We start from the raw sequence: 22758 nt of genomic DNA on the forward strand, positions 1-22758 counted from the left end.
CTCACATGAACATCCTCGTCACCGGCGGTGCCGGCTACATCGGTTCACATACCTGCGTGGAATTGCTCAAGGCAGGCCACGAAGTGATCGTCTTCGACAATTTCTGCAACAGCAGCCCGGAGTCGGTGGCGAGAGTGCAACAGATCACCGGCCGTTCACTGGCGCTGGTCAAGGGGGACATTCGCAACCGCGATCAGCTGGAAAGCGTGCTGCGCGAGTTCAAATGCGACGCGGTCATCCATTTCGCCGGCCTGAAAGCCGTGGGCGAGTCGGTGGAAAAGCCGCTCATGTACTACGACAACAACGTGGTCGGCACCGTGCGCCTGCTGGAGGCCATGGAAGCCACGGGCGTGAAGACCATCGTCTTCTCCTCCTCGGCGACGGTCTACGGCGACCCGCAATACCTGCCGCTGACGGAATCCCATCCGCTGTCGGCCAGCAATCCGTATGGCCGCAGCAAGATCGTCATCGAAGACATGCTGCGCGATTACCATCGCGCCCATCCGGACTGGAAGATCGCCCTGCTGCGCTACTTCAACCCGGTCGGCGCGCATGAAAGCGGCATGATCGGCGAAGATCCGGGTGGCATCCCCAACAACCTGATGCCCTATGTCGCCCAGGTCGCCGTGGGCCGCCGTGAAAAACTGAGCATCTGGGGCGGCGATTATCCGACCCCGGATGGCACCGGCGTGCGCGACTTCATTCACGTGGTCGACCTGGCGACCGGCCACCTGGCCGCCCTGCAGGCACTGACCGAACCACAATGCTTCGCGGTCAATCTCGGCACCGGCAATGGCTACAGCGTGCTGGATGTGGTCAAGGCCTATGAAAAGGCCGCCGGCAAACCCATCCCCTACACCATCGCCGCGCGGCGTCCGGGCGATATCGCCTCCTGTTATGCCGATCCGGCCGAAGCGCGCCGCAAGCTGGGCTGGGAAGCCAGGCTGGGACTGGACGCCATGTGCGCCGACTCGTGGCGCTGGCAGCAGAACAATCCGAACGGCTTCAAGCCCTGAGCCATGAAACCCATGCGCATCCTGCTCACCGGCAGCAGCGGCCAGGTCGGCAGTGAATTCCTGCGCCGCCTGCGTGCCATGCCGGCCGGCCTCGATGTGATCGCGCCCGTGCGCGGGCAACTCGACCTCACCGACGCGGATGCGCTGCGCACGGCGGTACGCGAAGCCCGGCCCGATCTGATCATCCACCCGGCCGCCTATACGGCGGTGGTCAAGGCCGAGTCCGAACCGGAGCTGGCGCGTCGCATCAACACCGACGCGCCCGCCCTCCTGGCGCAGGAGGCCGCGCGGCTGGGGGCTGCCCTGATCCACTTCTCCACCGATTACGTGTTCGACGGACAGCACCCCGGTGCCTATACGGAAGACATGCCGACCCATCCGCTGAATGTCTACGGTGCCAGCAAGCGTGACGGCGAACTGGCCATCGCCGCCAGCGGCGCAGCCCACTGGATCTTGCGGACCAGCTGGGTCTACAACCGCACGGGCAACAATTTCATGAAGACGGCCATTCGCCTGGCCCAGCAGAAGGAAAGTTATACCATCGTGGGCGACCAGTTCGGGGCACCGACCTGGGCCTCCACCATTGCGGCGGTCTGCTGCCGCATGCTGGCCGGGACCGAAGGCGGGCGCGAGAAAGTTGCGGCCACCAGCGGCATCTATCACCTCACCGCGCAGGGAGCCACGTCGTGGCATCGCTATGCGCAACTGGTGGCGCGCGAGCTGATGGCGCGTGGCGTCCCGGTCAAGCTCAAGGGACTGGACCAGATCACCCCGGTACCGACCTCTTCCTACCCTACGCCGCCCGAGCGTCCGCTCAATTCACGGCTGGATTGCAGCAAGCTGGAACTGCGCTTCGGCATCACCCTGCCCGCGTGGGATGAGGACGCCACGGCCTGCCTGCAGCAGATCATCGACCACTACCAGCTCGATCAGGGCAAGCTGCTCCCTGACTGAAGACGCAGGCGGTATCGGCGGCCGGGCCGTGATGAACCTGGTCAGTGGCTGGGGACGTATTTGGTCTGGTCACCACGGGTGATGAGATTGAGCTGTCCAAAGAAACGCATGTAGCCCGGATCACCGTAGCGTGCGCGCAGTTCGCGCAGGAGCAGGTAGCTGCCCAGGCGTTCAGCGCAGAAGGCCCACGCGCGGGATTGATAGCCTTCGCGGCGGGTGTCGTAGTGCTGGACGCAATACCAAGTCACGGCTTCGATCTGCTCCACGGTGCGCAGCCAGAAATCGGCGGGAAACACGCCCATCTCGATGCCGCCCATGAAGAAGGTCTTCTCGTTGAAGAACAGCTCGGCTTCGCTGCGTGCGAAGACCCCCAGCTCGGTTGCGGCAGCCGCATAGCGCAACAGATCCTCGGCGTGATGCGAGACCGCGTAATGCGACAGATAGCCGGCATCCCGCCCGCTCACCTTGAACCCGCAGGTCTTGCCTACCAGGAATTCCTGCTCGCCCGGCTCCATCATCTGCTCCAGCGACAGCCGTGCGAATTCCTTGTCGGAGACCACGTCCATCATCCAGTTGTCTTCAGCAGGCACGCCGCTGATGCGCTCGCGCGAAATGAACTTGCGGTACAGGCAAACGCCCACGCGCTTGACGTGGGGATAGTCGCGCAGGATCAGGTTGCGCAAGGCAAAGTTGCCGAGCATGCCGGCCACGATGGGGTGATAAGGGACCCATTGGGGTGCCAGGTCGCGCAGGTTGAGCGCGCCCTCATGCTGGGCCTCGCCGAGGTAGATCGGCAGCACATGATCGGGGAATTTCACCGGCAACGGTACGTGGGTCATGCAGCCAAACACCAGCTCGCCACGCGCGGCCTGGGCCGCCGCGTTATCGGGCTGCGCCAGCGTGCGCGGTGCCAGCGTCAGCGATGGCGATGGAGATGACGCAGCGGCGAGCGGTGCCGACAGCGGCGCATGCGGCCGGGCCGGCGCGCCACGCAACTGTCCGCTGCGCAAGCTGAAACGCTGCAGATCAGCGGCGTCACCGCTGGCGGCATAGGCGTTGCGCAAGGCTTCCAGTTCCGCCAGGTCGGCAGCTGCCACGGGCAGGGCAGCCGGCATCAGCGCCGGCGGGCAATGCCATACGCGCAGTTGCTGGTCCAGTCCCAGCACCAGGGAGCCCAGGCGTGCCGCCAGCAGCGACCGTCCGGACTCGCCGGATACTGCCTGGCGCTGCAGTGCCGCGCGCAACTCACCCGGCTCCTGCTCGACCATCTGGAACAGGCGCTCGGCCAGATCAAACCAGGTTTGCCAGAACGCCGGCTTGGCCGCGATGAAACCGTGCGGCACATTGTTCTGCCACTGCGGCACGAAATGCAGCGGGTCCAGCTGCAAGCCCAGCGCCTGCAGGAAACGCTTGGCCAGCGCGGTGAAACCCTCCAGGTGCTGCTCCGCCTGCAGCAGCAGGTTGAGCTGGCCACAGGCCTCCAGCGGATGCGGCATGAAGGTCCAGGCGGCGGCTTGCGGATTCGCCTCGATCAGACTGCGCACGCCAGCCGCATCCAGACCGGTCTGGCCGAGAAATGCCGACGTGACGAAGGCATAGCAAGCCTCACCATCGATAGCCTGTTCATGAAAAAAACGGCGCATGGCCAACAGATCGCCCCAGGCGTCAGGCGCAGGGGTGAGCACGTGCTGGAAGCCTGGTGCTACCGGGACGGTCGTCGGAGCGAGCTGCAACAGATGAATATGCATGTTGGCCTCCCTCACCACACCTGAAGCTGCGGCACCGCGATGGCGAAGCGGCCGCCCCACGCACGGATCTCGGCCAGCTGCTGCGCGACCTCGTCCTTGATGTTCCAGGGCAGGATCAGCACAACGTCCGGCTTTTCGTCGAGCAGGCGCTGCGGGGAGACGATGGGAATATGACTGCCTGGCATGTACTTGTCCTGCTTGGAAGGTGCAGCATCGGCGACCATGGCCAGCAGATCGGGATGCACGCCGGAATAATTGAGCAGCGTGTTGCCTTTGGCAGCGGCGCCATAGGCCAGCACCTTCTTGCCGGCGCGCTTCTGCTCCAACAGGAAGGACAGCAACTGCAACTTGATCTCTTCGGCACGCGCCTGGAACCCTGCATAGCCCTCGATGCGCTCCAGCCCGGCCTCCCGCTCACGTGCCAGCATGGCCTGCACGGCCGGAGTGGCGGCGATGGCGGCATCGGCATGGCAGGCATAGATGCGCAGGCTGCCACCGTGGGTCGGCAGCTCCTCGACGTCGTAGACGCGCAGCCCCTGCGATTGCATCACGCGCTGTACCGCCACCAGCGAGAGATAGGAGAAATGCTCGTGGTAGACGGTATCGAACTGTGCCTGAGCGATCAGGTTCAACAGGTGGGGACACTCGACCGTCACCGTCCCTTGCGGTGCCAGCAGGGCACGCATGCCGCCAACGAAATCATTGATGTCCGGGACATGCGCCAGCACGTTGTTGGCGGCAATCAGGTCTGCAGCACCATGGCTCTCGCGCAGCCGCTGGCCAAGTGCCACGCCGAAAAATTCCTCGACGATCGCAATGCCCCTGGCACGCGCGGCGTCAGCCGTGCTGGTGGTGGGCTCCACGCCCAGGCAGGGGATGCCCTTCTGCTGCACGTACTGCAGGAGATACCCATCATTGGCGGCCAGTTCGACCACCAGGGATTGCGCGTTCAGGTTCAGGCGTGCCGCAATCATGTCCACATAGCGCGCGGCATGCGCCAGCCAGGTGCTTGAGGTGGACGAGAAGTAGGCGTAATCGGTGGCAAAGAGCTGGTCGTAGTGCGTGTAATCCTCGGTCTGGACCAGCCAGCACTGGCGGCACACCATCACCTTGAGCGGATAGGTCGTTTCAGGACGACGCAGATCCTCGGCCCTCAGATAAGCGTTGGAGGGCGGTGAGAAACCCAGGTCGATGAACGTGTCATGCAGTTCGGTCTGGCAGTGGCGGCATTTCATAGCGATATTCCATCGAAATCAGGAGCCAGCGGCGGATGCTGGAGGTCGCGTGGCGACAGGTTCTGCGGTGGCAGCGGCCAGGCGATGGCCACGCGAGGATCATCATGGCGCACACCGCCTTCGGCATGCGGGACATAGGGAGCAGTATGCAGGTAGAGCAGCGAGCTGCCCGCTTCCAGGACCTGGAAACCGTGCGCGCAGCCTTCCGGCACCAGCAGCGCGCGGTCGTCGCCGGCGGCCAGCTCGACGCCGCGCCACTGCAGGAAGGTGGGCGAGCCCTTGCGCAAGTCCAGCACCACATCGAAGACGCGGCCTGCCAGGCAGCGAATCAGTTTCTTTTCCGCGTGGGGCGCATGCTGGAAGTGCATGCCGCGTACGCTGCCGGGCTCGGCCGTGAACGAATTGTTGACCTGCACGATGCGGCTGCCCTGCAATACCGGTGCCAGTTCCTCGTCGCAGAACCAGCGCGCGAAGCTGCCGCGCGCGTCACCGCGCCGCACACTGGACACCACCGCCGCCCCCGCGATTCCGGTGGGCGTGATCTGCAGGTTCATGCGCACTCCCCGCGCCCGCAGGACGGGCTCAGCTCCAGGTCTTCCATCGTGCCTGGTCCTGGTCCCACATCTGGTTGAGCTGGATCTTGTCGCGCAGGGTGTCCATGCATTTCCAGAATCCGTGGTGCGGCCAGTTCAGCAGCCTTCCATCCCCTGCGATCTGCTCCAGCGGGGCGCGTTCGAAGATGGTGCCCTCGCCTTCCTTGAGGTAATCGAACACGCCCTGGCGACATACCATGAAGCCGCCGTTGATCCAGCCCAGGTCTCCCGGCGGCTTCTCGCGGAAATCGCGGATGAAGCCGGCCTCATCGGTCTGCACCATGCCGAAACGCGCCTCGGGCTGCACCGTGGTCATGGTCACCAGTGCCTGGGGATTGGCCTGGTGATGCGCCACCAGGGCGCTCACGTCGACATCGGAAACGCCATCGCCATAGGTGAGCATGAAATCGCCCTCCTTGAGATAGTCGCGGGCGGCCAGCAAACGGCCACCCGTCTGGGTCGACAGGCCGGTTTCCACCAGCGTCACTTTCCACGGCTCGGATTTGTTGCGATGGACTTCCACCCGGTTGTCGGCCAGATCGATGGTGACATCGCCCTGATGCAGAAAGTAGTTGGCGAAAAATTCCTTGATCAGGTAACCCTTGTAGCCCAGCAGGATCACGAACTCATTGAAGCCGTGCTGCGAATAACCCTTCATGATGTGCCACAGGATGGGCTTGCCACCGATCTCCACCATCGGTTTCGGACGCACATCGGTTTCTTCCCCAAGCCGCGTACCCAGACCGCCGGCGAGAATGACGACTTTCAATTTGTACCCCTAGATGAGTGATGATCCGTCAGCCATGAAAGTATTGCATCCAAAGCAACACTCTCACCAAAGATGCCTATGTTACCGGCTTTGCCAGCAGGAACAACCGTGGGTCTGGGCGGTTTATCGAGGCCAATTTGGCTTTTTGCAGTCCGCCGCAGCAGCCGGCCATGCGAGGATTTGTCGCCCTCTTTGCCGCCAATTCAGGCCATTCCCCGCAAAAGTGCACTGCTATACTGCGCCGATTGCATGAGGTCTGCCCTGCAGGGGGCGCAGCGCCTGGATGCCGCCGCCGGGGGCAGGAAGCCGGGGCGCTGTCCGTTGCGCAGATCATCGAGCCACCCAGAGACAGACCACCGAGTAGCATATGAGACCAGATTTGTTCGCCCGGCTGCACTCCCCCTACTACATCTTTGCGCCCGCCTTCTCCACCCAATCGGAAGAAGCCCTGCTGCTGCATCGCCTCTGCCACGCGCTGAACCTGTGGGGCGAAGAAGCCTATGTCACCGAAGAAGGCAGCACCGCCCTGCGCACGCCGCGACTGACGCAAGAGCTCATCAACGCCCACCTGGCGGCCGGACGCAATCCCATCGTGATCTACGCCGGCAGCGTGGCCGGCAATCCCCTGTCCGCAGTGAACGTGGTGCGTTTCCTGCTCAAGCCCGGACAGGCCGCGCTGGCCGGCGAATTGCCATTGGCCTGGCAGCCCGGGCTGGGCGGCGGCGGCGTACCGCTGCTGGAATTGCCGCCGGTCCCGACGGCGGACCTGGCATCGCGCCGCGAGCTGGTGGCGGGGCAGCTGGACGACTTCATCCTGGCCAGCCAGCGGCGCTTCAACGCGCCTCCTGCAGCGCCGGCCTTTGCGCCCGCACCGGTCCCGACGCGCCGCAAGAAACGGCTGGTGGTGTATTCGGTGGAATCGACCTGGAGCCCTTGCCCGCAGATCCGCCTGATCCGTCCCTTCGCCCATCTGCAGGACGAGTGGGAACTGGTCTGGGGCATCCAGAATGGCCAGCTGCAGAGCAATTACCTGGCCGATGCCGACCTGATCCTGCTGCATCGCTACACCCCCGGCCTGATGTCGCTGGACGTGCTGCGCACCATCTTCAGTTCCAAGGTTCCCATCATCTACGAGTCCGACGACCTGCTCAACGAGATTCCGGCCGACCATCCTGAAGCCCAGCAAGGCGCGGCCTGGAAGACCGGCATCGAGTTCGCGGTGCGGCATGCGAAGGCCGTCGTGGTCTCCACCGAATTCCTCGCCGCCAAGTACCGCGAGCTCAATGCGGCGGTCCACGTCCTGCCCAACTACATCGATTTCGATCTGTTCTACCGTCCGGTTCCCCAGTCCACCGACCTCGATGGACGCATCAACATCGGGCTGCTGGGCTCTTCCATCCAGCCCTCCAATTTTGCGCTGGTCGACCAGGCCTTGCGCGCCCTGGTGGAGCGCTACGGTACGCGCCTGCACATCGACTTCGTCGGCTGGGAGTGCCCGCAGGGCTGGGCCGGCCATCCGCTGACGACCTTCCATACCTTCGTGCACCAGTACGTGGACTATGCGGCGCAATTGCGCCAGTGGAACTGGGATATCGCGCTGATCCCGCTGGCCAGCGACGAATACAATCAATGCAAGAGCTACATCAAGTGGCTCGATTACTCGGCGGCCGGTATCGCCTCCGTCTTCAGCGACGTCTCGGTGTACAGCCAGGTCGTCACGCATGAGGTCACCGGCCTGTTGATGCCCAATTCAAGCCAGGCATGGCTGGACGCCATCACGCAACTGATCGAATCGCCCGGGAAGCGCCACGCCCTGGCCGCGGCGGGGCAGAAGGAAGTGCGTGAGGGCTTCGACCTGGCCGCCAAGGCCGCCCACTATCACGATGTCTACAGCCGTTGCCTGGCCCCCTGATGACCATGAACAAGCACATCCTGCAGATCCACTACGACGAAGCCAGCCGCCGCATGCTGGATCCCGGCTTCACGCCGCTTGAGATCGTCGGCAATCCCCGGCCTGACTGGCGCGAGTACTGGGGCATCCGCAATTATTTCCTGAACACGGCGCTCAATGAGGACGATTACTACGGTTTCCTCTCTCCGCTGTTCTTCGACAAGACGCGCATGAACGCGCAGCAGGTGCACGCCTTCATGGACAGCCGCCCTGGCGCGGATGTGTACACCTTCTCGCCGTCGATGTCGGATGCCTCGGCCTACCTGAGCGTCTTCGAACAGGGCGCCCGGCGCCATCCCGGCATCGTTCCGGTCGCGCAGGCGCTGATGGCCGACATCGGGCTGGACGTGAACCTGCAATCGCTGATCAACAATTTCCGCTCCACCGCGTACTGCAATTACATCATTGCCAAGCCCGTGTTCTGGGACAAGTGGTTCGCCATCAACGAGCACATGTTCGCCCTGGCGGAGGCCAATGCCACGCCACTGGCGCGCAAGCTCAACGAAGTCACCGACTATGGCAAGAGTACGGTGCAGATGAAGGTTTTCATCATGGAGCGCATCGGTTCGCTGGTGATGGCGCTCATGCCCGAGCTGCAGGTGACGAATCTGAACATTGCCGCCATGCGCTTCGGTGACCCGCTGTTCTATCCCTGCCGCGACGAGATGGTGATGCTGGACGCGCTCAAGACTGCCTACCTGCATTCGGCCGACCAGGCTTACCTCGATCGTTTCCACGCCCTGCGCCACGACCTGCTGCGGCGCTGCGATCCCGAGTACCGGCAGGATCGCCCGGCCAGCTTCTTCTGACCCGGCACCGGACGCCGCCCCGGCGCGGCGTCCCTCTGCGGCCATCCGGCCATTCAAGTTTTACCCTTTCCTTCCGTAGATGAACGCATCGGTGCGGGCTTGCCTACCTGCGCGCGGGCGTTCCTGCAATGACGTCCATGCGATAAATAGGGGGCAAGTTTCCTCGCTTATGTGGCCGTCGCCCGCCTGCCCAAGCTGTCAAGATGCAAGCATGGGCAAGACTCTCTGTGATATTTCTCCAGGGAAATTTCCTGCACTGCAAGCGCACGGTACGGCCTCGGCCGAGGTACCCGCAGCCGCCGGCCTGATCCGCTTTGGCCAGCCATGGCGCGATCACCACTGACAGTTTTTACATTAGGGAATCACGCGTAGATATGAATATTCTGGTCACCGGCGGCTGCGGCTACAAAGGCAGCGTTCTCGTCCCCAAACTGCTGGCGCGCGGCTACAAGGTGCATGTGCTGGACATCATGTGGTTCGGCAATTATCTGGCCCCCCACCCCAACCTGACCGTGACCGAAGGTGACGTGCGCAACATCGACCAGATCAATCTGGACGGTGTGGACACGATCATTCACCTGTCGTCGGTCGCCAACGATCCCTGCGGTGATCTCGATCCCAAGCTGACCTGGGAGGTCAGCGCACTGGCCACCATGCAACTGGCCGACAAGGCCGTGCGCAAGGGTGTCAAACAATTCATTTACGCTTCTTCCGGCAGCGTCTACGGCGTCAAGGAAGAGCTGCAGGTCACCGAAGACCTCGAACTGAAGCCGATCTCCGAATACAACAAGACCAAGATGGTCTCCGAGCCGGTGCTGCTGAGCTACAAGGACCGCATGATCGTCCAGATCGTGCGTCCGGCCACCGTGTGCGGCTACTCGCCGCGCATGCGCCTGGACGTGTCGGTGAACCTGCTGACGATGCAGGCGCTGGCCAAGGGCAAGATCACCGTGTTCGGCGGCACCCAGGTGCGTCCGAACATCCATATCGATGACATCACCGATGTCTACCTGCACCTGATCGATCATCCGGAAATCACCGGCGTCTACAACGCCGGCTTCGAGAACATCTCCATCCTGGACATCGCGCGCATGGTGGCCAAGCACATCCCGGTGGACATCGTGGTGACCGAATCGAACGATCCGCGCTCTTACCGCGTGAATTCGGACAAGCTGCTGGCCACCGGCTTCAAGCCGTCCAAGTCGGTCGAGACCGCCATCACCGAGATCATCGAGAAGTACCGCAGCGGCGTGCTCAAGGATGAGGACCGCTATTACAACCTGAAGTGGATGGAGCAGACCGTACTGTCTCCCAAGGCGGCATGAGCCCGGCACCGGTTTCTCTGACGGCGTTCCAGGATTACGCCACCCGCCTGCAGGCGGTGCTGGCAGGTTCGGACTGGAATGGCGTGGGCCGCCTGGCGCAGGCCATGCAGGAATGCTGGCTCAAGGGCCGCCAGGTCTTCCTGTGCGGCAATGGCGGCAGCGCCGGCAATGCCATCCACCTGGCCAATAATTTCCTATACGGCATCGCCAAGCGCACAGGCGGTGGCATGCGGGTCTCGGCGCTGTCGGCCAATGCCGCCGTGCTGACCTGCCTGGCCAACGACATCGGCTACGACCACATCTACTCCGAGCAGCTGGCCGTGCAGGCGCAGCCGGGCGATCTGCTGATCGTGCTGTCGGGCAGCGGCAATTCTGGAAACATCCTGCGTGCGCTGGAACAGGCCAGGAAGATGGACGTGCTTTCCTGCGCCATCCTCGGCTACAGCGGCGGCAAGGCCAAGGACCTGTGCGACATCCCGGTCCACTTTGCGGTGGATGACATGCAGATCGCCGAGGACATGCAGGTGATCGTGGGACATATGGTCATGCAGTGGCTGTACGAAAACAAACCCGCAGTGGAATGAACATGTCGGCAAAATATCTCATCATCGGCAGCAACTCGTTTTCCGGTGCCAGCTTCGTGGATTACCTGCTGCGCAATGGCAACGACGTCATCGGCGTGAGCCGTTCACAGGAGCCGCATCGCGCGTTCCTGCCTTATCGCTGGTCCGAGCATCAGGCCGCATTCACGTTCTACCCGTATGACCTCAACAAGGACCTGGCCGCGCTGACCGAATTGATTCAGCGCGAGAAGCCCGCCATCGTGGTCAACTTCGCCGCGCAAAGCATGGTCGCCGAAAGCTGGAAGAATCCGGAACACTGGTTCGAGACCAACGTCATGGCGACCATCCGCCTGCACGAAGTGCTGCGCCAGTGCGACTTCCTGGACAAGTACGTGCACATCACCACACCCGAGGTGTATGGCAGTACCGATGGCTTCATCAAGGAAGACACGCCGTTCAACCCGAGCACGCCCTATGCGGTGTCCCGCGCGGCGGCCGACATGAGCCTGAAGACCTACTTCGATGCCTACGGTTTCCCGGTAGTGTTCACCCGCGCCGCCAACGTCTACGGTCCGGGCCAGCAGTTGTATCGCATCATTCCGCGCACCATCCTCTCGGTGCTGACCGGTAAGAAACTGCAGCTGCATGGCGGTGGACTCTCGCGCCGCTCCTTCATCCACATGCGCGACGTATCGAGCGCCACCCATGCCATCGCCACGCGCGGTATCAATGGCCAGACCTACCACATCTCCACCGACGAGATCGTCAGCGTGCGCGAACTGGTCGAGCGCATCTGCGCCAAGCTGGACGTGGATTTCGCGGCCAACGTCGAGATCGTCGGCGAGCGCCTGGGCAAGGATGCCGCCTACATGTTGGATAGCAGCAAGCTGCGCCAGAGCCTGGACTGGAACGTGAAAGTCTCGCTCGACGAAGGACTGGATGAATGCGTCAGCTGGGTCCGGCAGAACCTGGACGCCATGCAGACCATGGAATGGAACTACGTCCACAAGCCCTGAGCCGCACTGATGTGCAGCCTCGGCGAATGCCGCATCGTTTTGCTGCCCGTTTGAAAGAACGGGCATTGCTTTTGGATAGATCGTTATGGCCCAAGACATTACCGCGCTGAAGAAAACAGCCAGCCAGCTGCGTGGCCGCATCATCGAGAATGCGCACCGCACCCAGACACCGCACCTGGGCTCCTGCCTTTCCTGCGTGGACATCCTCACGGCGGCCTATTTCGGTACGCTGCGCATTGATCCTTCCAAGCCGGCCGACCCGCTGCGGGACCGCTTCATCCTCAGCAAGGGGCACGGCGCTGCCGCACTGTTCCAGGTGCTGGCCTTGCGCGGCTTCTACCCGATCTCGATGCTGGACGACTATGGCAAGGACGGCGGCATCTTCGCCGAACACCCCCCGACGCCTGATCACCTGCCCGGTATCGAGGCCGCCACCGGCTCGCTCGGCCATGGTCTGCCGATCGGCCTGGGCATGGCCCTGGCTGGTCGCATCCAGCAACAGCGCTATGACGTCACGGTGCTGCTGGGTGACGGCGAATGCAATGAAGGTTCGGTCTGGGAAGCCGCCATGATGGCCGCGGCCCAGCGTACCGGCAACCTGATGGTGCTGGTCGACTTCAACAAGTGGCAGGCCACCGGCCGCAGCGAGGAAGTGCTGGCCTTGAATCCGCTGGTGGACAAGTGGCGCGCCTTCGGCTGGGACGCGATGGAAATCGATGGCCACGACATGGCGACCCTGGTCGAGATCATGGGACGCCCGCGCGCACCCGAAGGAAAACCCATTGCCGTGGTGGCACACACCGTCAAGGGCAAAGGTGTCTCCTTCATGGAAGACGACAACAACTGGCACTACCGGATTCCCAATGCCGACGAAGTGGCCGCTGCCTATCAGGAACTGGGAGTACAGGCATGAGAAACGCGTTTGCAGACGAGATCACCAAACTGGGTAGCAGTGATCCGCGCGTGGTGCTGCTCTCGGGCGACATCGGCAACAAGCTGTTCGACAAGTTCAAGGCCGCCAACGGCACGCGCTTCCTCAACTGCGGCATCGCCGAAGCCAACATGATGGGCGTGGCCGCCGGCATGGCGCTGTCCGGCTTGCGGCCGGTGATCTACACCATCACGCCGTTCACCACCACGCGCTGCTTCGAGCAGATCCGCGTGGATGCCTGCTATCACAACGTCCCGGTGATCATCGTGGGGACCGGCTCCGGACTGTCCTATGCCGAACTGGGGCCGACCCATCATTCCTGCGAAGACCTGGCGATCATGCGGGTACTGCCCAACATGACGGTGCTCGCGCCGGCCGACGAAGTCGAGCTGCGCCAGTGCCTGCGTGCTGCGCTCAAGCTCGACGGCCCGGTCTACATCCGCATCGGAAAGAAAGGCGAGCAGATCGTTCCCAAGCAGGACGAGCACTTCGAGATCGGCCGCGCCATCAATGTGCGCAGCGGCAGCGATGTCTGCCTGATCGGTGCCGGCACCTTGCTGCCCACCGTGATGGCGGCAGCCGATTTGCTGCAGGCACGCGGCATCTCGGCGCGCGTGGAGAGCTTCCACACCATCAAGCCGCTCGATGAAGCCAGCCTGGAGCAGGCGTTCGCGGGATACGCCGTGGTAGGCGTGGTGGAAGAACACAGCCGCATCGGCGGCCTGGGCGGTGCCATTGCAGAATGGCTGGCGCGGCAGGAGCCCATGAAGGGGCGTCTGCTTGGCTTCGGCGTGGACGACAGCTTCATGCACGAGATCGGCTCGCAAGAATATGCCCGCGCCAAGTACGGACTGACCGCCGACAACATCGCCGCCAAGGTGGAGGCTGCGTTCCGGAAGACGGCGGGCTGAGATGCGCATCGGACTGGATTTCGACAACACCATCGTCACCTACGACTCGCTGTTCCACAAGGTGGCGACCGAGCAGGGACTGGTCCCGGCGAGCTTGCCGGTCTCCAAACTCGCCGTGCGCGACTACCTGCGCGAAGCAGGCCAGGATGCCGTCTTCACCGAACTGCAGGGCGATGTCTACGGCGCCCGCATGGGCGAGGCCGAAGCCTTTGCGGGCGTGTTCGACTTCATCCGTCAGGCTTCTGTGCGGGGTGCCGAACTGCTGATCATCAGCCACAAGACCCGCTATCCCTTCAAAGGTCCGCAACACGATCTGCATGCGGCGGCCACCGGCTGGATTGACGGCACGCTGCGCGCAGCCACCGGGAAGGACGCCGTGCAGGCCGTGTATTTCGAGCCAACCAAGGAGGCCAAGATCGCGCGCATCGCCGACTGCGGCTGCGATTACTTCATCGACGATCTGCCCGAGATCCTGCGCATGCCGGGGTTCCCGCCGCAGACGGTGCGCCTGCTGTTCGATCCCGAGGGCAATCATGCCGCCACATCGGAATTCACGCGACTCAGTGGATGGCCGGGGATCCGGGCCTTCTTCGAGGAACGATGGTGAACACCGGGCTGCAAGCCACCATCACGGCCTTGCTGACACAGTCGGGACTGGATGCTGGCGACCTGCGCCTCACTGCGCTCGACGGCGGCGGCAACAACCGCGTCTATGCCGTCGACACGGCAGGTGGCCGCTATCTGGCCAAGGCCTATTTCAGCGATGCTGCCGATACCCGCGACCGCCTGGGAGCGGAGTACCGTTTCCTGCGCTACGCCGGCAAGCTCGGCTTGCGCTGCGTTCCGCGCGCGCTCGCCTGCGACCTCCAACAGCGGGTCGGCCTTTACGAATACGTCCATGGCGAGAAGATCGCCGCAGCACGACTGACATCGGCCCATGTCATGGCCGCCGCACAATTTCTGCACGTCCTCAATGCGGCGCGGCACGACGGTCACGATCTGCCGCCGGCCTCCGAAGCCTGTTTCGATCTGACGCAACACCTGACCACCGTCGACCGCCGCATCGCGCGCCTGCAGGCCATGATCCCCGGCGATGCGCTGGACGCACAAGCGCAGGCACTGATCAGCGAGATGGCGGCAGTCTGGCAGCGCCACCGTGCACGGCTGGTTGCCGAGGGTCTACCAGTGCTGTTGGAGGCGGACCGTTGCATATCGCCTTCCGACTTCGGCTTTCACAACGTCCTGCTGCGACCTGATGGCCAGTTGTGCTTCATCGATTTCGAATACGCCGGGTGGGATGATCCGGCCAAGATGATCGGTGACTTCTTTTGCCAGCCCGCCGTCCCGGTACCCTTTGGCGACTTCGAGGATTTTGCCGGCCAGGCACTGGCCTGGTCCGAGCGGGCCAGCTGCCTGCGTGAGCGCTCCCGGCAGCTGCTGCCGGTGATGCAAGCCAAATGGTGCTGCATCATGCTCAACGAATTCCTGCCCGAAGCCGCGCGGCGACGGCAGTTTGCCGATGCCTCGATTTCAGTGGAGCAGCGCAAGCGCACCCAGCTCGACAAGGCGCGACAATTTTTCCAATCCAGACTGGTATAAGACATGGCCTACATCGATTTCCTCAGCTCCGTTCACAAAAGCACCCAGCGCGATTATCTGGCGCGCGTGAACGACCCTGAATTCCCCAAGCCCAAGGCGGCCGAGCTGGCCAAGCAATGGGGATTCGACTACTGGGACGGCGATCGCCGCATCTGCTACGGCGGCTATCGCTACATGCCGGGCCGCTGGGCACCGGTGGCGCAGGCGATGATCGACCACTATGGCCTGAAGGCGGGCGACAAAGTGCTCGACGTGGGATGCGGCAAGGGATTTCTGCTGTACGAGATGTCGCTGCTGGTCCCCGGCCTGGAAATCCATGGCCTCGACATTTCTCCGTATGCGCTGGAGCATGCCAAGGAAGAGATCCGCGATCGCCTGCTGTTGGGCAATGCCACCAGCCTGCCCTTCCCTGACCAATATTTCGATTTCGTCTTTTCCATCACCACGCTGCACAACCTGCACAACTACGATCTGGACAAGGCCTTGCGGGAGATGGAGCGGGTCGGCAAGCAGAAGTATGTTTGCGTAGAGTCATATCGCAACGAAACCGAAAAGGCTAACCTGCTGTATTGGCAGGTCACCTGCGAAGCCTTCTGCACCCCCGAAGAATGGGACTGGTGGTTCCGCCAGACTGGCTATACCGGCGACCATTCCCTCATCTATTTCGAGTGAACACCATGAGCATTCCCAAGACCATGCGTGCGGCCATCCTGGCCGAACTGCAACAGCCGCTGATCATCGATGAGGTCGAACTGCCGCCGCAGCTCGAGGTCGGACAAGTGCTGGTGAAGATCGGCGTCAGCGGCGTATGCGGCTCCCAGCTCGGTGAAATCGACGGCGCCAAGGGCGAGGACAAGTACCTGCCGCACCTGCTCGGCCACGAGGCCTCGGGCATCGTGGAGGAAGTCGGTCCGGGCGTGCGTTTCGTCAAGCCGGGCGATCGTGTGGTATTGCACTGGCGCAAGAGCCAGGGTATCGAATCGCTTCCGCCCAAGTACACCTGGCGCGGCAAGCCGCTCAACGCCGGCCTGATTGCGACCTTCAACGAATACGCCATCGTTTCGGAGAATCGTGTCACGCGTATCGATCCCTCCAGCGACATGGATGTTGCGGCACTGTTCGGGTGTGCGGTCACCACGGGCTTCGGTGTGGCCGAGAACAATGCGGACATCCGTTTGGGGGAATCGGTGGTGGTCTTCGGTGCCGGCGGCGTCGGCCTGAACATCATCCAGGCAGCCTCGCTGCGCTCGGCCTATCCCATCATTGCGGTCGATCTGCACGAAGGCCGGCTGGCGCTGGCCAAACAGGTCGGTGCCACGCACCTGATCAATGCCAGCCAGGTCGATGCACGCACAGCGCTGCTGGAGCTGACGGGCAAGCAGGGCATCGACGTCTTCATCGACAACACCGGACAGCCGTCCATCATCGAGATGGGCTATGAGCTGACCAAGGCGCAGGGACGCGTGGTTCTGGTGGGGGTGCCGCGTGCCGGCCGCAACATCAGCATCTACTCGCTGCCGCTGCACTTCGAGAAGACCATCAGTGGCTCGCATGGCGGCGAGGCCGTGCCGCATGTCGACATTCCCCGCTATACCAGGCTGCTTGATGCCGGCCTCATCCAGCTCAAGCCGCTCATCACCGAGCACTTCAAGCTGGACGACATCAACGTCGCCATCCAGCGCATGCGCAGCGGTGCCATGTCGGGCCGCTGCCTGATCCGCATGCACGACTGACCCAGCGCGAGCACGCCATGACTGCACTGAACCTGAAGCACAAGATTTTCGACACGCCCGGCTACTCCAGCGATCTCCGGCTCACGCCTGAGGAGCTGGAGGTGTTTCGCGCGGCCATCACCGAGCAGTGGCTCGACGTGATCGGTAGGGCGCATCCTGAACTGGCGGCGCAATTCGGGGAAGTGGGCATTGCGCGTTACCACGAGCTGTCCCATCTGCTGCAGCACGAATCACTCTGGCCCAAGCAGCATCGCTGCCTGCCGCTGCACAGCTGCCAGCAGATTCGCGGACTGCCGTTCCTGCAGACCATCCGTGCGGAGATGGGCGATTTTGCCATTTCCGACGTCTTTTATGGGGATACCCACGAGGCCGGACGCGAAGAGATCTACTGGAGACTGGTGCGCCCGAATGCGCCACGCGACATCGGCGGCATGCATGCCGACAAGTGGTTTCACGATGTCATGGGCATGGACGATCGCGCCTTCGCGGCACAGGCGGAGACCGTCAAGATCTGGATTCCGATCTATTCACAGCCGGGGCGCAACGGGCTCATGATCGTGCCCGATTCGCATCGCCGCCAGTATCGCTACCACGGCGAACCCGGTGCCGGCGGTATGAAGCCCATCATCGATGAAGATCCTGCGACACTGGGTGCGCAGCTGATGCTCACGGAGCCCGGCAACATGCTCATCTTCAACGAAGGCATTCTGCATGGGGGGGCGGTCAATCTGGGGGACCAGACCCGCGTGAGCGTCGAAATCACCATGGTGTTTCCGCCTTTGCGGCAAGAGCGCCGCTGAAGGCCATTCTGATCACCTTTCAAAATGGAATCTGATGCATGAAAACTCCCGTTCAAACCAAGGAACCTCAATACGCTGAAATTTTCGACATTGTTGAAAAGCATGGCGTGAGCCAGTTCGGCCTAATGGCTAACGCTTCGTGGAATGAAGATCCAAAGCGAACCCTCTTCACACTAGCTCGGTACAAATTCGTTGCCAAGATGCTGGCCGGCCGTCAGCAGGTTCTCGAAATAGGTTGCGCTGATGCTTTCGGGACGCGACTGGTGCAGCAAGAAGTGAGGCACGTCACGGCCGTCGATTTTGATCCGCTCTTCATCGAAGATGTGAAAGCAAGGATGAACCCGGCATGGCCGATGTCGAGCTTCGTCCATGACATGCTGGACGGCCCGGTACCCGGCCAGTTCGATGCGGTCTTCAGCCTGGATGTCCTGGAACACATCGAGCCGGAGAAAGAAGTTATTTTCCTCTCGAATGCAATGCAGTCCTTGACCGAACAGGGGGTGATGATCGTTGGCATGCCCTCACTCGAGTCGCAGGCATATGCCTCACCGCAAAGCAAAGCGGGACACGTCAATTGCAAGAGCGGAAAGGATCTCAAGGCATTGATGCAAAATCATTTCCACAATGTGTTTCTGTTCTCCATGAACGATGAAACAGTCCACACCGGGTTCTATCCCATGGCGCACTATCTGATCGCAGTGTGTTGCGGCAAAAAGGACGCCGCGTGACGGCAACTCCCCGCACGCTGCTGCTGGCCGCGGGATTTGGAACTAGGTTGCAGCCACTCACTTCGTTTCTTCCTAAGTGCCTGGTTCCGATCAATGGACGTCCACTGCTTGATTATTGGATACAGAGCCTGCTAGACCAGGGAGTGACCGATGTTCTCATCAATACGCATTACCTCGCCCCTCTGGTGGAGAGCTACATTGAGCACAGCAGCTGGTTTGGCCGGGTCAATTTGAGCCACGAACATGCGCTGCTGGGCACGGGAGGGACAGTGCTGGCGAATCGATCATTCTTCGGCAACGAACCGCTGCTCATTGCGCATGCTGATAACCTGACGCGCTTCGACTGCAGCGCATTCTTTGAAGCGCATCGGCGACGTCCGCACGGAGCGGCGATGACCATGATGCTGTTCGAGGCGGAGGAGCCGCGTTCCTGCGGGATCGTCGAGATCGATGGCCGCGGCATGGTTCAGGCATTCCATGAAAAGGTCGAGCATCCCCCGGGCAACCTTGCCAATGCCGCCGTCTATGTGATGGAGCCGGAGGTAGTGTCATTCATCGCATCATTGGGAATGCAAGAGGTCGATTTGAGTACACAGGTCATTCCGCATTTCGTGGGACGCATATTTACCTTCCTGAATAGCGATTATCATCGCGACATCGGCACAATCAGCAGCTGGCAGCTGGCTCAGAAAGACTTTGGCATGCCCTCAGCCAGGCCGGAGAACGCCGCAGCCTGGCATCAGCTGCTGGATGCCCTTGGGCCGGATGTCTCGCGTACTCTGGCCGATCTTGATCCTGGCTGATGGGAGTCGCATCGAAATGCCCGAGCGCACTCCGATGACTGCGTTGAGCAAATTCAGTGTTTGAAATCCCTTTGCAAGCTTGTTTTACGGATGGTCCGCGAGGGCAAGCGGGTATTCTCTGCAGGCATGGGGCATCCGGATGGCCTTGCGGATTCAATGCAACCTTCCTGGTGGATCACCGCACGCTTCTCAACAACACACGGTAATGGAGACGAGATTGGATAGTTCATCGCACCCTGACATGGCCGCACTTCAGGAGATCAAGGCTCGGGCTGGAGATGATGCGCGGATCGTTTTCGTCTCCGGCAACTTCAATACGGTCCATCCTGGCCACTTGCGCTTGCTGAAATTCGCCTCCGAATGCGGTGATTTTCTGGTGGTCGGCCTGGCTGGTGATCATGTGGTAGGAGCTGTCCTCCCGGCTCAGTTACGCTTCGAGGGCGTGACCGCAATCAGCTTCGTTGACTATGCCTTCGTCATGGAGTCCTCGCCTGAAGAAATCGTCAAGTTGCTCCAGCCTGCTGTCGTGGTCAAGGGAGGCGAATACGAATCCCGCTTTAACATCGAGCAGTCTGCTGTGGACGAATATGGCGGCAAGTTGATGTTCAGTTCAGGTGAAATGCGTTTTTCATCCATCGAGTTGCTCAAGCGCGAGTTTCTCGAGCCCAATATGTCTTCGATCGTTCGGCCGCTGGACTTTCCGATGCGTCATGGCTTCACGATGAAAGATCTGCGCGCAGTCTTGAACAAGTTTCGGGGTCTGCGGGTTGCTGTCATCGGCGATCTGATCGTGGACGAGTACGTCAGTTGCGATGCACTCGGGATGTCCCAGGAAGATCCCACCTTGGTCGTCACCCCGATCTTGCAGGAACGCTTCATCGGGGGAGCAGGAATTGTCGCTTCGCATGCGTGCAGGTTGGGGGCCGAGGTCAGCTATTTTTCCGTTTCTGGAATCGATGCAGCAGCCGACTTCGCGCGCGAGAAACTGCAGGAATACAAGGTCAATGCCACCATTTTTGAAGACGACAGTCGCCCCACTACGCTGAAGCAACGCTTTCGCGCTGCGGGAAAGACCTTGTTGCGCGTCAGTCATCTGCGCCAGCATGATATCGACTTGAAACTGGGACAGCGTTTTGTCGAGAAGGTCAAGAGCGTCCTGAACAATTGTGATCTGGTCATATTCTCTGACTTCAACTATGGGTGCCTGCCCCAGGTGGTGGTGGACCAGCTCGTGGAGGCCTGCACCAAGCGCAACATCCCTTTCGTCGCTGATAGCCAGTCTTCCTCGCAGATCGGCGACGTCTCAAGATTCAAGGGAGCTATCCTCCTCACTCCTACCGAACGCGAAGCGCGGCTTGCCGTGCGTGACAACAGTGCCGGCCTTGTCATGTTGTCGGAAAAACTGCGTCAGCGGTCGCAGTCATCCAATATCTTGCTCACGCTCGGGGCAGAGGGCATTCTGGCGCATGCTCAATCCGACGGCGAATTCGAGTGGCTGACCGATCGCCTCCCGGCGTTCAATACTACGCCCAAGGATACGGCAGGAGCAGGTGACAGTCTACTGACCTGCTCCTCGATGGCGATGACGGTCGGGGCTGACATCTGGCAGAGCATGTATCTGGGGTCGATTGCCGCAGCCTGCCAGGTCAGCCGCGTGGGGAACATTCCGCTCTCGGCCTCCGACCTGATGCAGGAGCTCCACGATATCGAATAAATGAAGGAAGGCCGCTTTACAGGATGGATGCCGGAATCCACTGCAGATAATGCTTCTGAGGAAAGACAAAAAACGCATCCAGAGGCGTCTTTGCGATGAGCCTGTAACCCAAGGAAGTCAGATACCGTACCACCTCGTTTGACGTGGTGTCGTACAGGGACATGTTCTTGGTTTCGATCACGATCACGCCCGGCTGCCATTGATCCAATCTGGCTCCCACCAGACAATTCAGATCTTCGCCTTCGATATCGACCGACAGCAGATGAATCTCGTCGTCCGGCAGGTAGGTCTTTTTCAGGTCGAACAAGGTCGTTGTGGTCCGTTTCTCCACGATGACGTCCTCCGGGCGATAGCGTGATGAGTAGCGTGCGATCGCTGCCGCATCCATGCTGGAGATGGTCTTTTCCGGATAGATCGCGAACTCAACGTCCTTGATCGCATCCGATATCAGCCCGGTGACAAAGATATCGTCAGCGCGAATTTGTCCCCAGAGCGCGCCGAACTCATCGTTGCCGTCGACCGCAAGACCACGCCAGCCGGATCGGTAGAAGTGGTAGGTATTGTTCTGAACGACCGGATGATTCGCGCCGATATCGATATAACACCCTTGCGAGACGTTTCTGAGGAGCGATCCGACGATCAGATCTGATCCTTCGAAGCTGTAGCTGGCCTTGGCCGATGCGTAGTCGGGTAAATGGGTCATCAGTGAGTTGTATTGTATATGCTGGATGGAGGGATCGGTTTCCGCGGAAATCAGCGCGAGCGCCGAGGGCTTGTCCTTGAAGATCTGGCGGGCAAACTGGGTGAACGAAAGTTCTTCCCTCCCGCCAAGCTGATGGATGCCACCGGCCCGCTGATGCATGAGTAGCGTGATCGCCTCGGCAACCTCGCTGACGGAGATCGGTGAGATGAGCTTGTTGGTAAAGGTTCTGATTTTCTCGCCGTTTCCAACTTTTGTGCGCCACTCGGACAGCAACGGCATATCGTCGGAAATGACCTTGGTCAGTCGTAACACGCAGGCCTGCCGGGGGAAATGGGAGATGATGTGCTGCTCCACTTCCTGCTTGAACCGACCGTAAAGGGTGGTGGGACAGGGTATATCGGCAGGTGTGCGAAACGGCAGACTTCCGTCAAACACGGCATTGGACGACAAGTACACCACAAAGCACTCCTGCCCGACCAGAAAGTCAATCAGCCTGAGCGTGTTGATAACGTTGATTTTCCTGCTTCTTACGGGATCTTGATCGCATTGCGCGATATTGGTCATGGCGGCACAAATGATTGCACAGTCAAAACCTTGCCCTAGCTGGTCCATCTGCAGGTCTTCCAGATCCAGATACCGCGTCGATTGGTCCACGTTCGTCAGCTTGCGGGTGGTTCCGATAACGCTCGCGCCCGACTGTTGCAAGCGGGTTTTCAGGACGCTTCCGATCTGGCTGTCGCTGCCGACAACGAGGGCGTTGAGTTGATCGCTCTGGTTCATGTTCCCTGATTGATGTACCGGTTTCCTCAGGATTTTAACGGGCAACAGGCTGGCCTGTGGCAGGAATTGGATAGCGA

General features: G+C 61.3%; 22 protein-coding genes. 17 read left to right on the forward strand and 5 right to left on the reverse strand.

Annotation, left to right across the window (positions count from 1 at the left end):
- The first annotated feature begins 5 nt into the window (after window positions 1-5).
- Together galE and rfbD are read left to right on the forward strand one after the other, a co-directional pair.
- Window positions 6-1016 carry a UDP-glucose 4-epimerase GalE gene (gene galE / locus ACWFUC_RS02350; protein ID WP_121040756.1) on the forward strand — a complete coding sequence of 337 codons (1011 nt, stop codon included), beginning with the start codon at window positions 6-8 and terminating at the stop codon, window positions 1014-1016.
- A 3-nt stretch (window positions 1017-1019) separates the two neighbouring features.
- A complete protein-coding gene (gene rfbD, locus ACWFUC_RS02355; protein ID WP_489623988.1) occupies window positions 1020-1970 on the forward strand; it encodes a dTDP-4-dehydrorhamnose reductase in 951 nt (316 codons plus the stop codon).
- Between the two features lie 41 nt (window positions 1971-2011).
- On the opposite strand, the gene ACWFUC_RS02360 is transcribed toward rfbD, so the two are convergent.
- The 4 genes from ACWFUC_RS02360 to rfbF are packed head-to-tail and all read right to left on the reverse strand — an operon-like array spanning window position 2012 to window position 6315.
- Window positions 2012-3718, reverse strand: a complete 1707-nt coding sequence (locus ACWFUC_RS02360) for a hypothetical protein (protein WP_489623989.1) — start codon at window positions 3716-3718, stop codon at window positions 2012-2014.
- An 11-nt stretch (window positions 3719-3729) separates the two neighbouring features.
- Window positions 3730-4953, reverse strand: coding sequence for a methyltransferase domain-containing protein (locus ACWFUC_RS02365; protein WP_489623990.1), 1224 nt, complete (start codon window positions 4951-4953; stop codon window positions 3730-3732).
- A complete protein-coding gene (locus ACWFUC_RS02370) occupies window positions 4950-5507 on the reverse strand; it encodes a dTDP-4-dehydrorhamnose 3,5-epimerase family protein (RefSeq protein WP_489623991.1) in 558 nt (185 codons plus the stop codon). The genes ACWFUC_RS02365 and ACWFUC_RS02370 overlap by 4 nt, the downstream gene beginning before the upstream one ends.
- Window positions 5508-5535: 28 nt before the next feature.
- The gene (rfbF, locus tag ACWFUC_RS02375) at window positions 5536-6315 is read right to left on the reverse strand and encodes a glucose-1-phosphate cytidylyltransferase (protein WP_034331002.1); all 780 of its coding nucleotides are present in this window, start codon (window positions 6313-6315) and stop codon (window positions 5536-5538) included.
- A gap of 367 nt (window positions 6316-6682) precedes the next feature.
- Between rfbF and ACWFUC_RS02380 the strand changes: the two genes are divergently transcribed.
- The 15 genes from ACWFUC_RS02380 (at window position 6683) to ACWFUC_RS02450 (ending at window position 21198) form a co-directional block, all read left to right on the forward strand.
- Window positions 6683-8227 (forward strand): glycosyltransferase family 4 protein, encoded by a 1545-nt coding sequence (locus ACWFUC_RS02380; RefSeq protein ID WP_489623992.1) that lies wholly within the window; start codon window positions 6683-6685, stop codon window positions 8225-8227.
- Window positions 8228-8232: 5 nt separating this feature from the next.
- Entirely contained in the window at window positions 8233-9075 is an 843-nt protein-coding gene (locus ACWFUC_RS02385) for a hypothetical protein (RefSeq protein WP_034331036.1), read from the forward strand.
- Window positions 9076-9449: 374 nt separating this feature from the next.
- Window positions 9450-10400: an NAD-dependent epimerase/dehydratase family protein gene (locus tag ACWFUC_RS02390; protein WP_034331005.1), complete on the forward strand. Its 951-nt coding sequence runs from the start codon at window positions 9450-9452 to the stop codon at window positions 10398-10400.
- Window positions 10397-10984 carry an SIS domain-containing protein gene (locus ACWFUC_RS02395; RefSeq protein ID WP_489637430.1) on the forward strand — a complete coding sequence of 196 codons (588 nt, stop codon included), beginning with the start codon at window positions 10397-10399 and terminating at the stop codon, window positions 10982-10984. Before ACWFUC_RS02390 ends, ACWFUC_RS02395 begins: the two co-directional genes overlap by 4 nt.
- Before the next feature lie 2 nt (window positions 10985-10986).
- Window positions 10987-11979 (forward strand): GDP-mannose 4,6-dehydratase, encoded by a 993-nt coding sequence (locus ACWFUC_RS02400; RefSeq protein WP_252696573.1) that lies wholly within the window; start codon window positions 10987-10989, stop codon window positions 11977-11979.
- A gap of 85 nt (window positions 11980-12064) precedes the next feature.
- Window positions 12065-12892 (forward strand): transketolase, encoded by an 828-nt coding sequence (locus ACWFUC_RS02405; RefSeq protein WP_034331010.1) that lies wholly within the window; start codon window positions 12065-12067, stop codon window positions 12890-12892.
- The gene (locus tag ACWFUC_RS02410) at window positions 12889-13821 is read left to right on the forward strand and encodes a transketolase family protein (protein ID WP_134223631.1); all 933 of its coding nucleotides are present in this window, start codon (window positions 12889-12891) and stop codon (window positions 13819-13821) included. Before ACWFUC_RS02405 ends, ACWFUC_RS02410 begins: the two co-directional genes overlap by 4 nt.
- 1 nt (window position 13822) lies before the next feature.
- A complete protein-coding gene (locus tag ACWFUC_RS02415) occupies window positions 13823-14428 on the forward strand; it encodes a hypothetical protein (RefSeq protein ID WP_039783494.1) in 606 nt (201 codons plus the stop codon).
- A complete protein-coding gene (locus ACWFUC_RS02420; protein WP_489623993.1) occupies window positions 14422-15420 on the forward strand; it encodes an aminoglycoside phosphotransferase family protein in 999 nt (332 codons plus the stop codon). Before ACWFUC_RS02415 ends, ACWFUC_RS02420 begins: the two co-directional genes overlap by 7 nt.
- Before the next feature lie 3 nt (window positions 15421-15423).
- Window positions 15424-16092 (forward strand): class I SAM-dependent methyltransferase, encoded by a 669-nt coding sequence (locus tag ACWFUC_RS02425; RefSeq protein WP_134223633.1) that lies wholly within the window; start codon window positions 15424-15426, stop codon window positions 16090-16092.
- A 5-nt stretch (window positions 16093-16097) separates the two neighbouring features.
- Window positions 16098-17153: a zinc-binding dehydrogenase gene (locus tag ACWFUC_RS02430; protein ID WP_039783576.1), complete on the forward strand. Its 1056-nt coding sequence runs from the start codon at window positions 16098-16100 to the stop codon at window positions 17151-17153.
- 17 nt (window positions 17154-17170) lie between these two features.
- Window positions 17171-17953, forward strand: a complete 783-nt coding sequence (locus ACWFUC_RS02435; protein WP_489623994.1) for a phytanoyl-CoA dioxygenase family protein — start codon at window positions 17171-17173, stop codon at window positions 17951-17953.
- Window positions 17954-17991: 38 nt separating this feature from the next.
- Complete coding sequence (locus ACWFUC_RS02440; protein ID WP_134223636.1) at window positions 17992-18681, forward strand: class I SAM-dependent methyltransferase; 690 nt, start codon at window positions 17992-17994, stop codon at window positions 18679-18681.
- Window positions 18678-19484, forward strand: coding sequence for a nucleotidyltransferase family protein (locus ACWFUC_RS02445; protein WP_240733796.1), 807 nt, complete (start codon window positions 18678-18680; stop codon window positions 19482-19484). Before ACWFUC_RS02440 ends, ACWFUC_RS02445 begins: the two co-directional genes overlap by 4 nt.
- Before the next feature lie 241 nt (window positions 19485-19725).
- Complete coding sequence (locus tag ACWFUC_RS02450) at window positions 19726-21198, forward strand: PfkB family carbohydrate kinase (protein ID WP_240733797.1); 1473 nt, start codon at window positions 19726-19728, stop codon at window positions 21196-21198.
- Between the two features lie 16 nt (window positions 21199-21214).
- Here the strand turns inward: ACWFUC_RS02450 and ACWFUC_RS02455 are convergent, their stop codons facing one another.
- Window positions 21215-22681, reverse strand: coding sequence for a sugar nucleotide-binding protein (locus tag ACWFUC_RS02455; RefSeq protein WP_489623995.1), 1467 nt, complete (start codon window positions 22679-22681; stop codon window positions 21215-21217).
- Between the last annotated feature and the right edge of the window lie 77 nt (window positions 22682-22758).

This window comes from Herbaspirillum sp. Her4 (assembly GCF_057961335.1).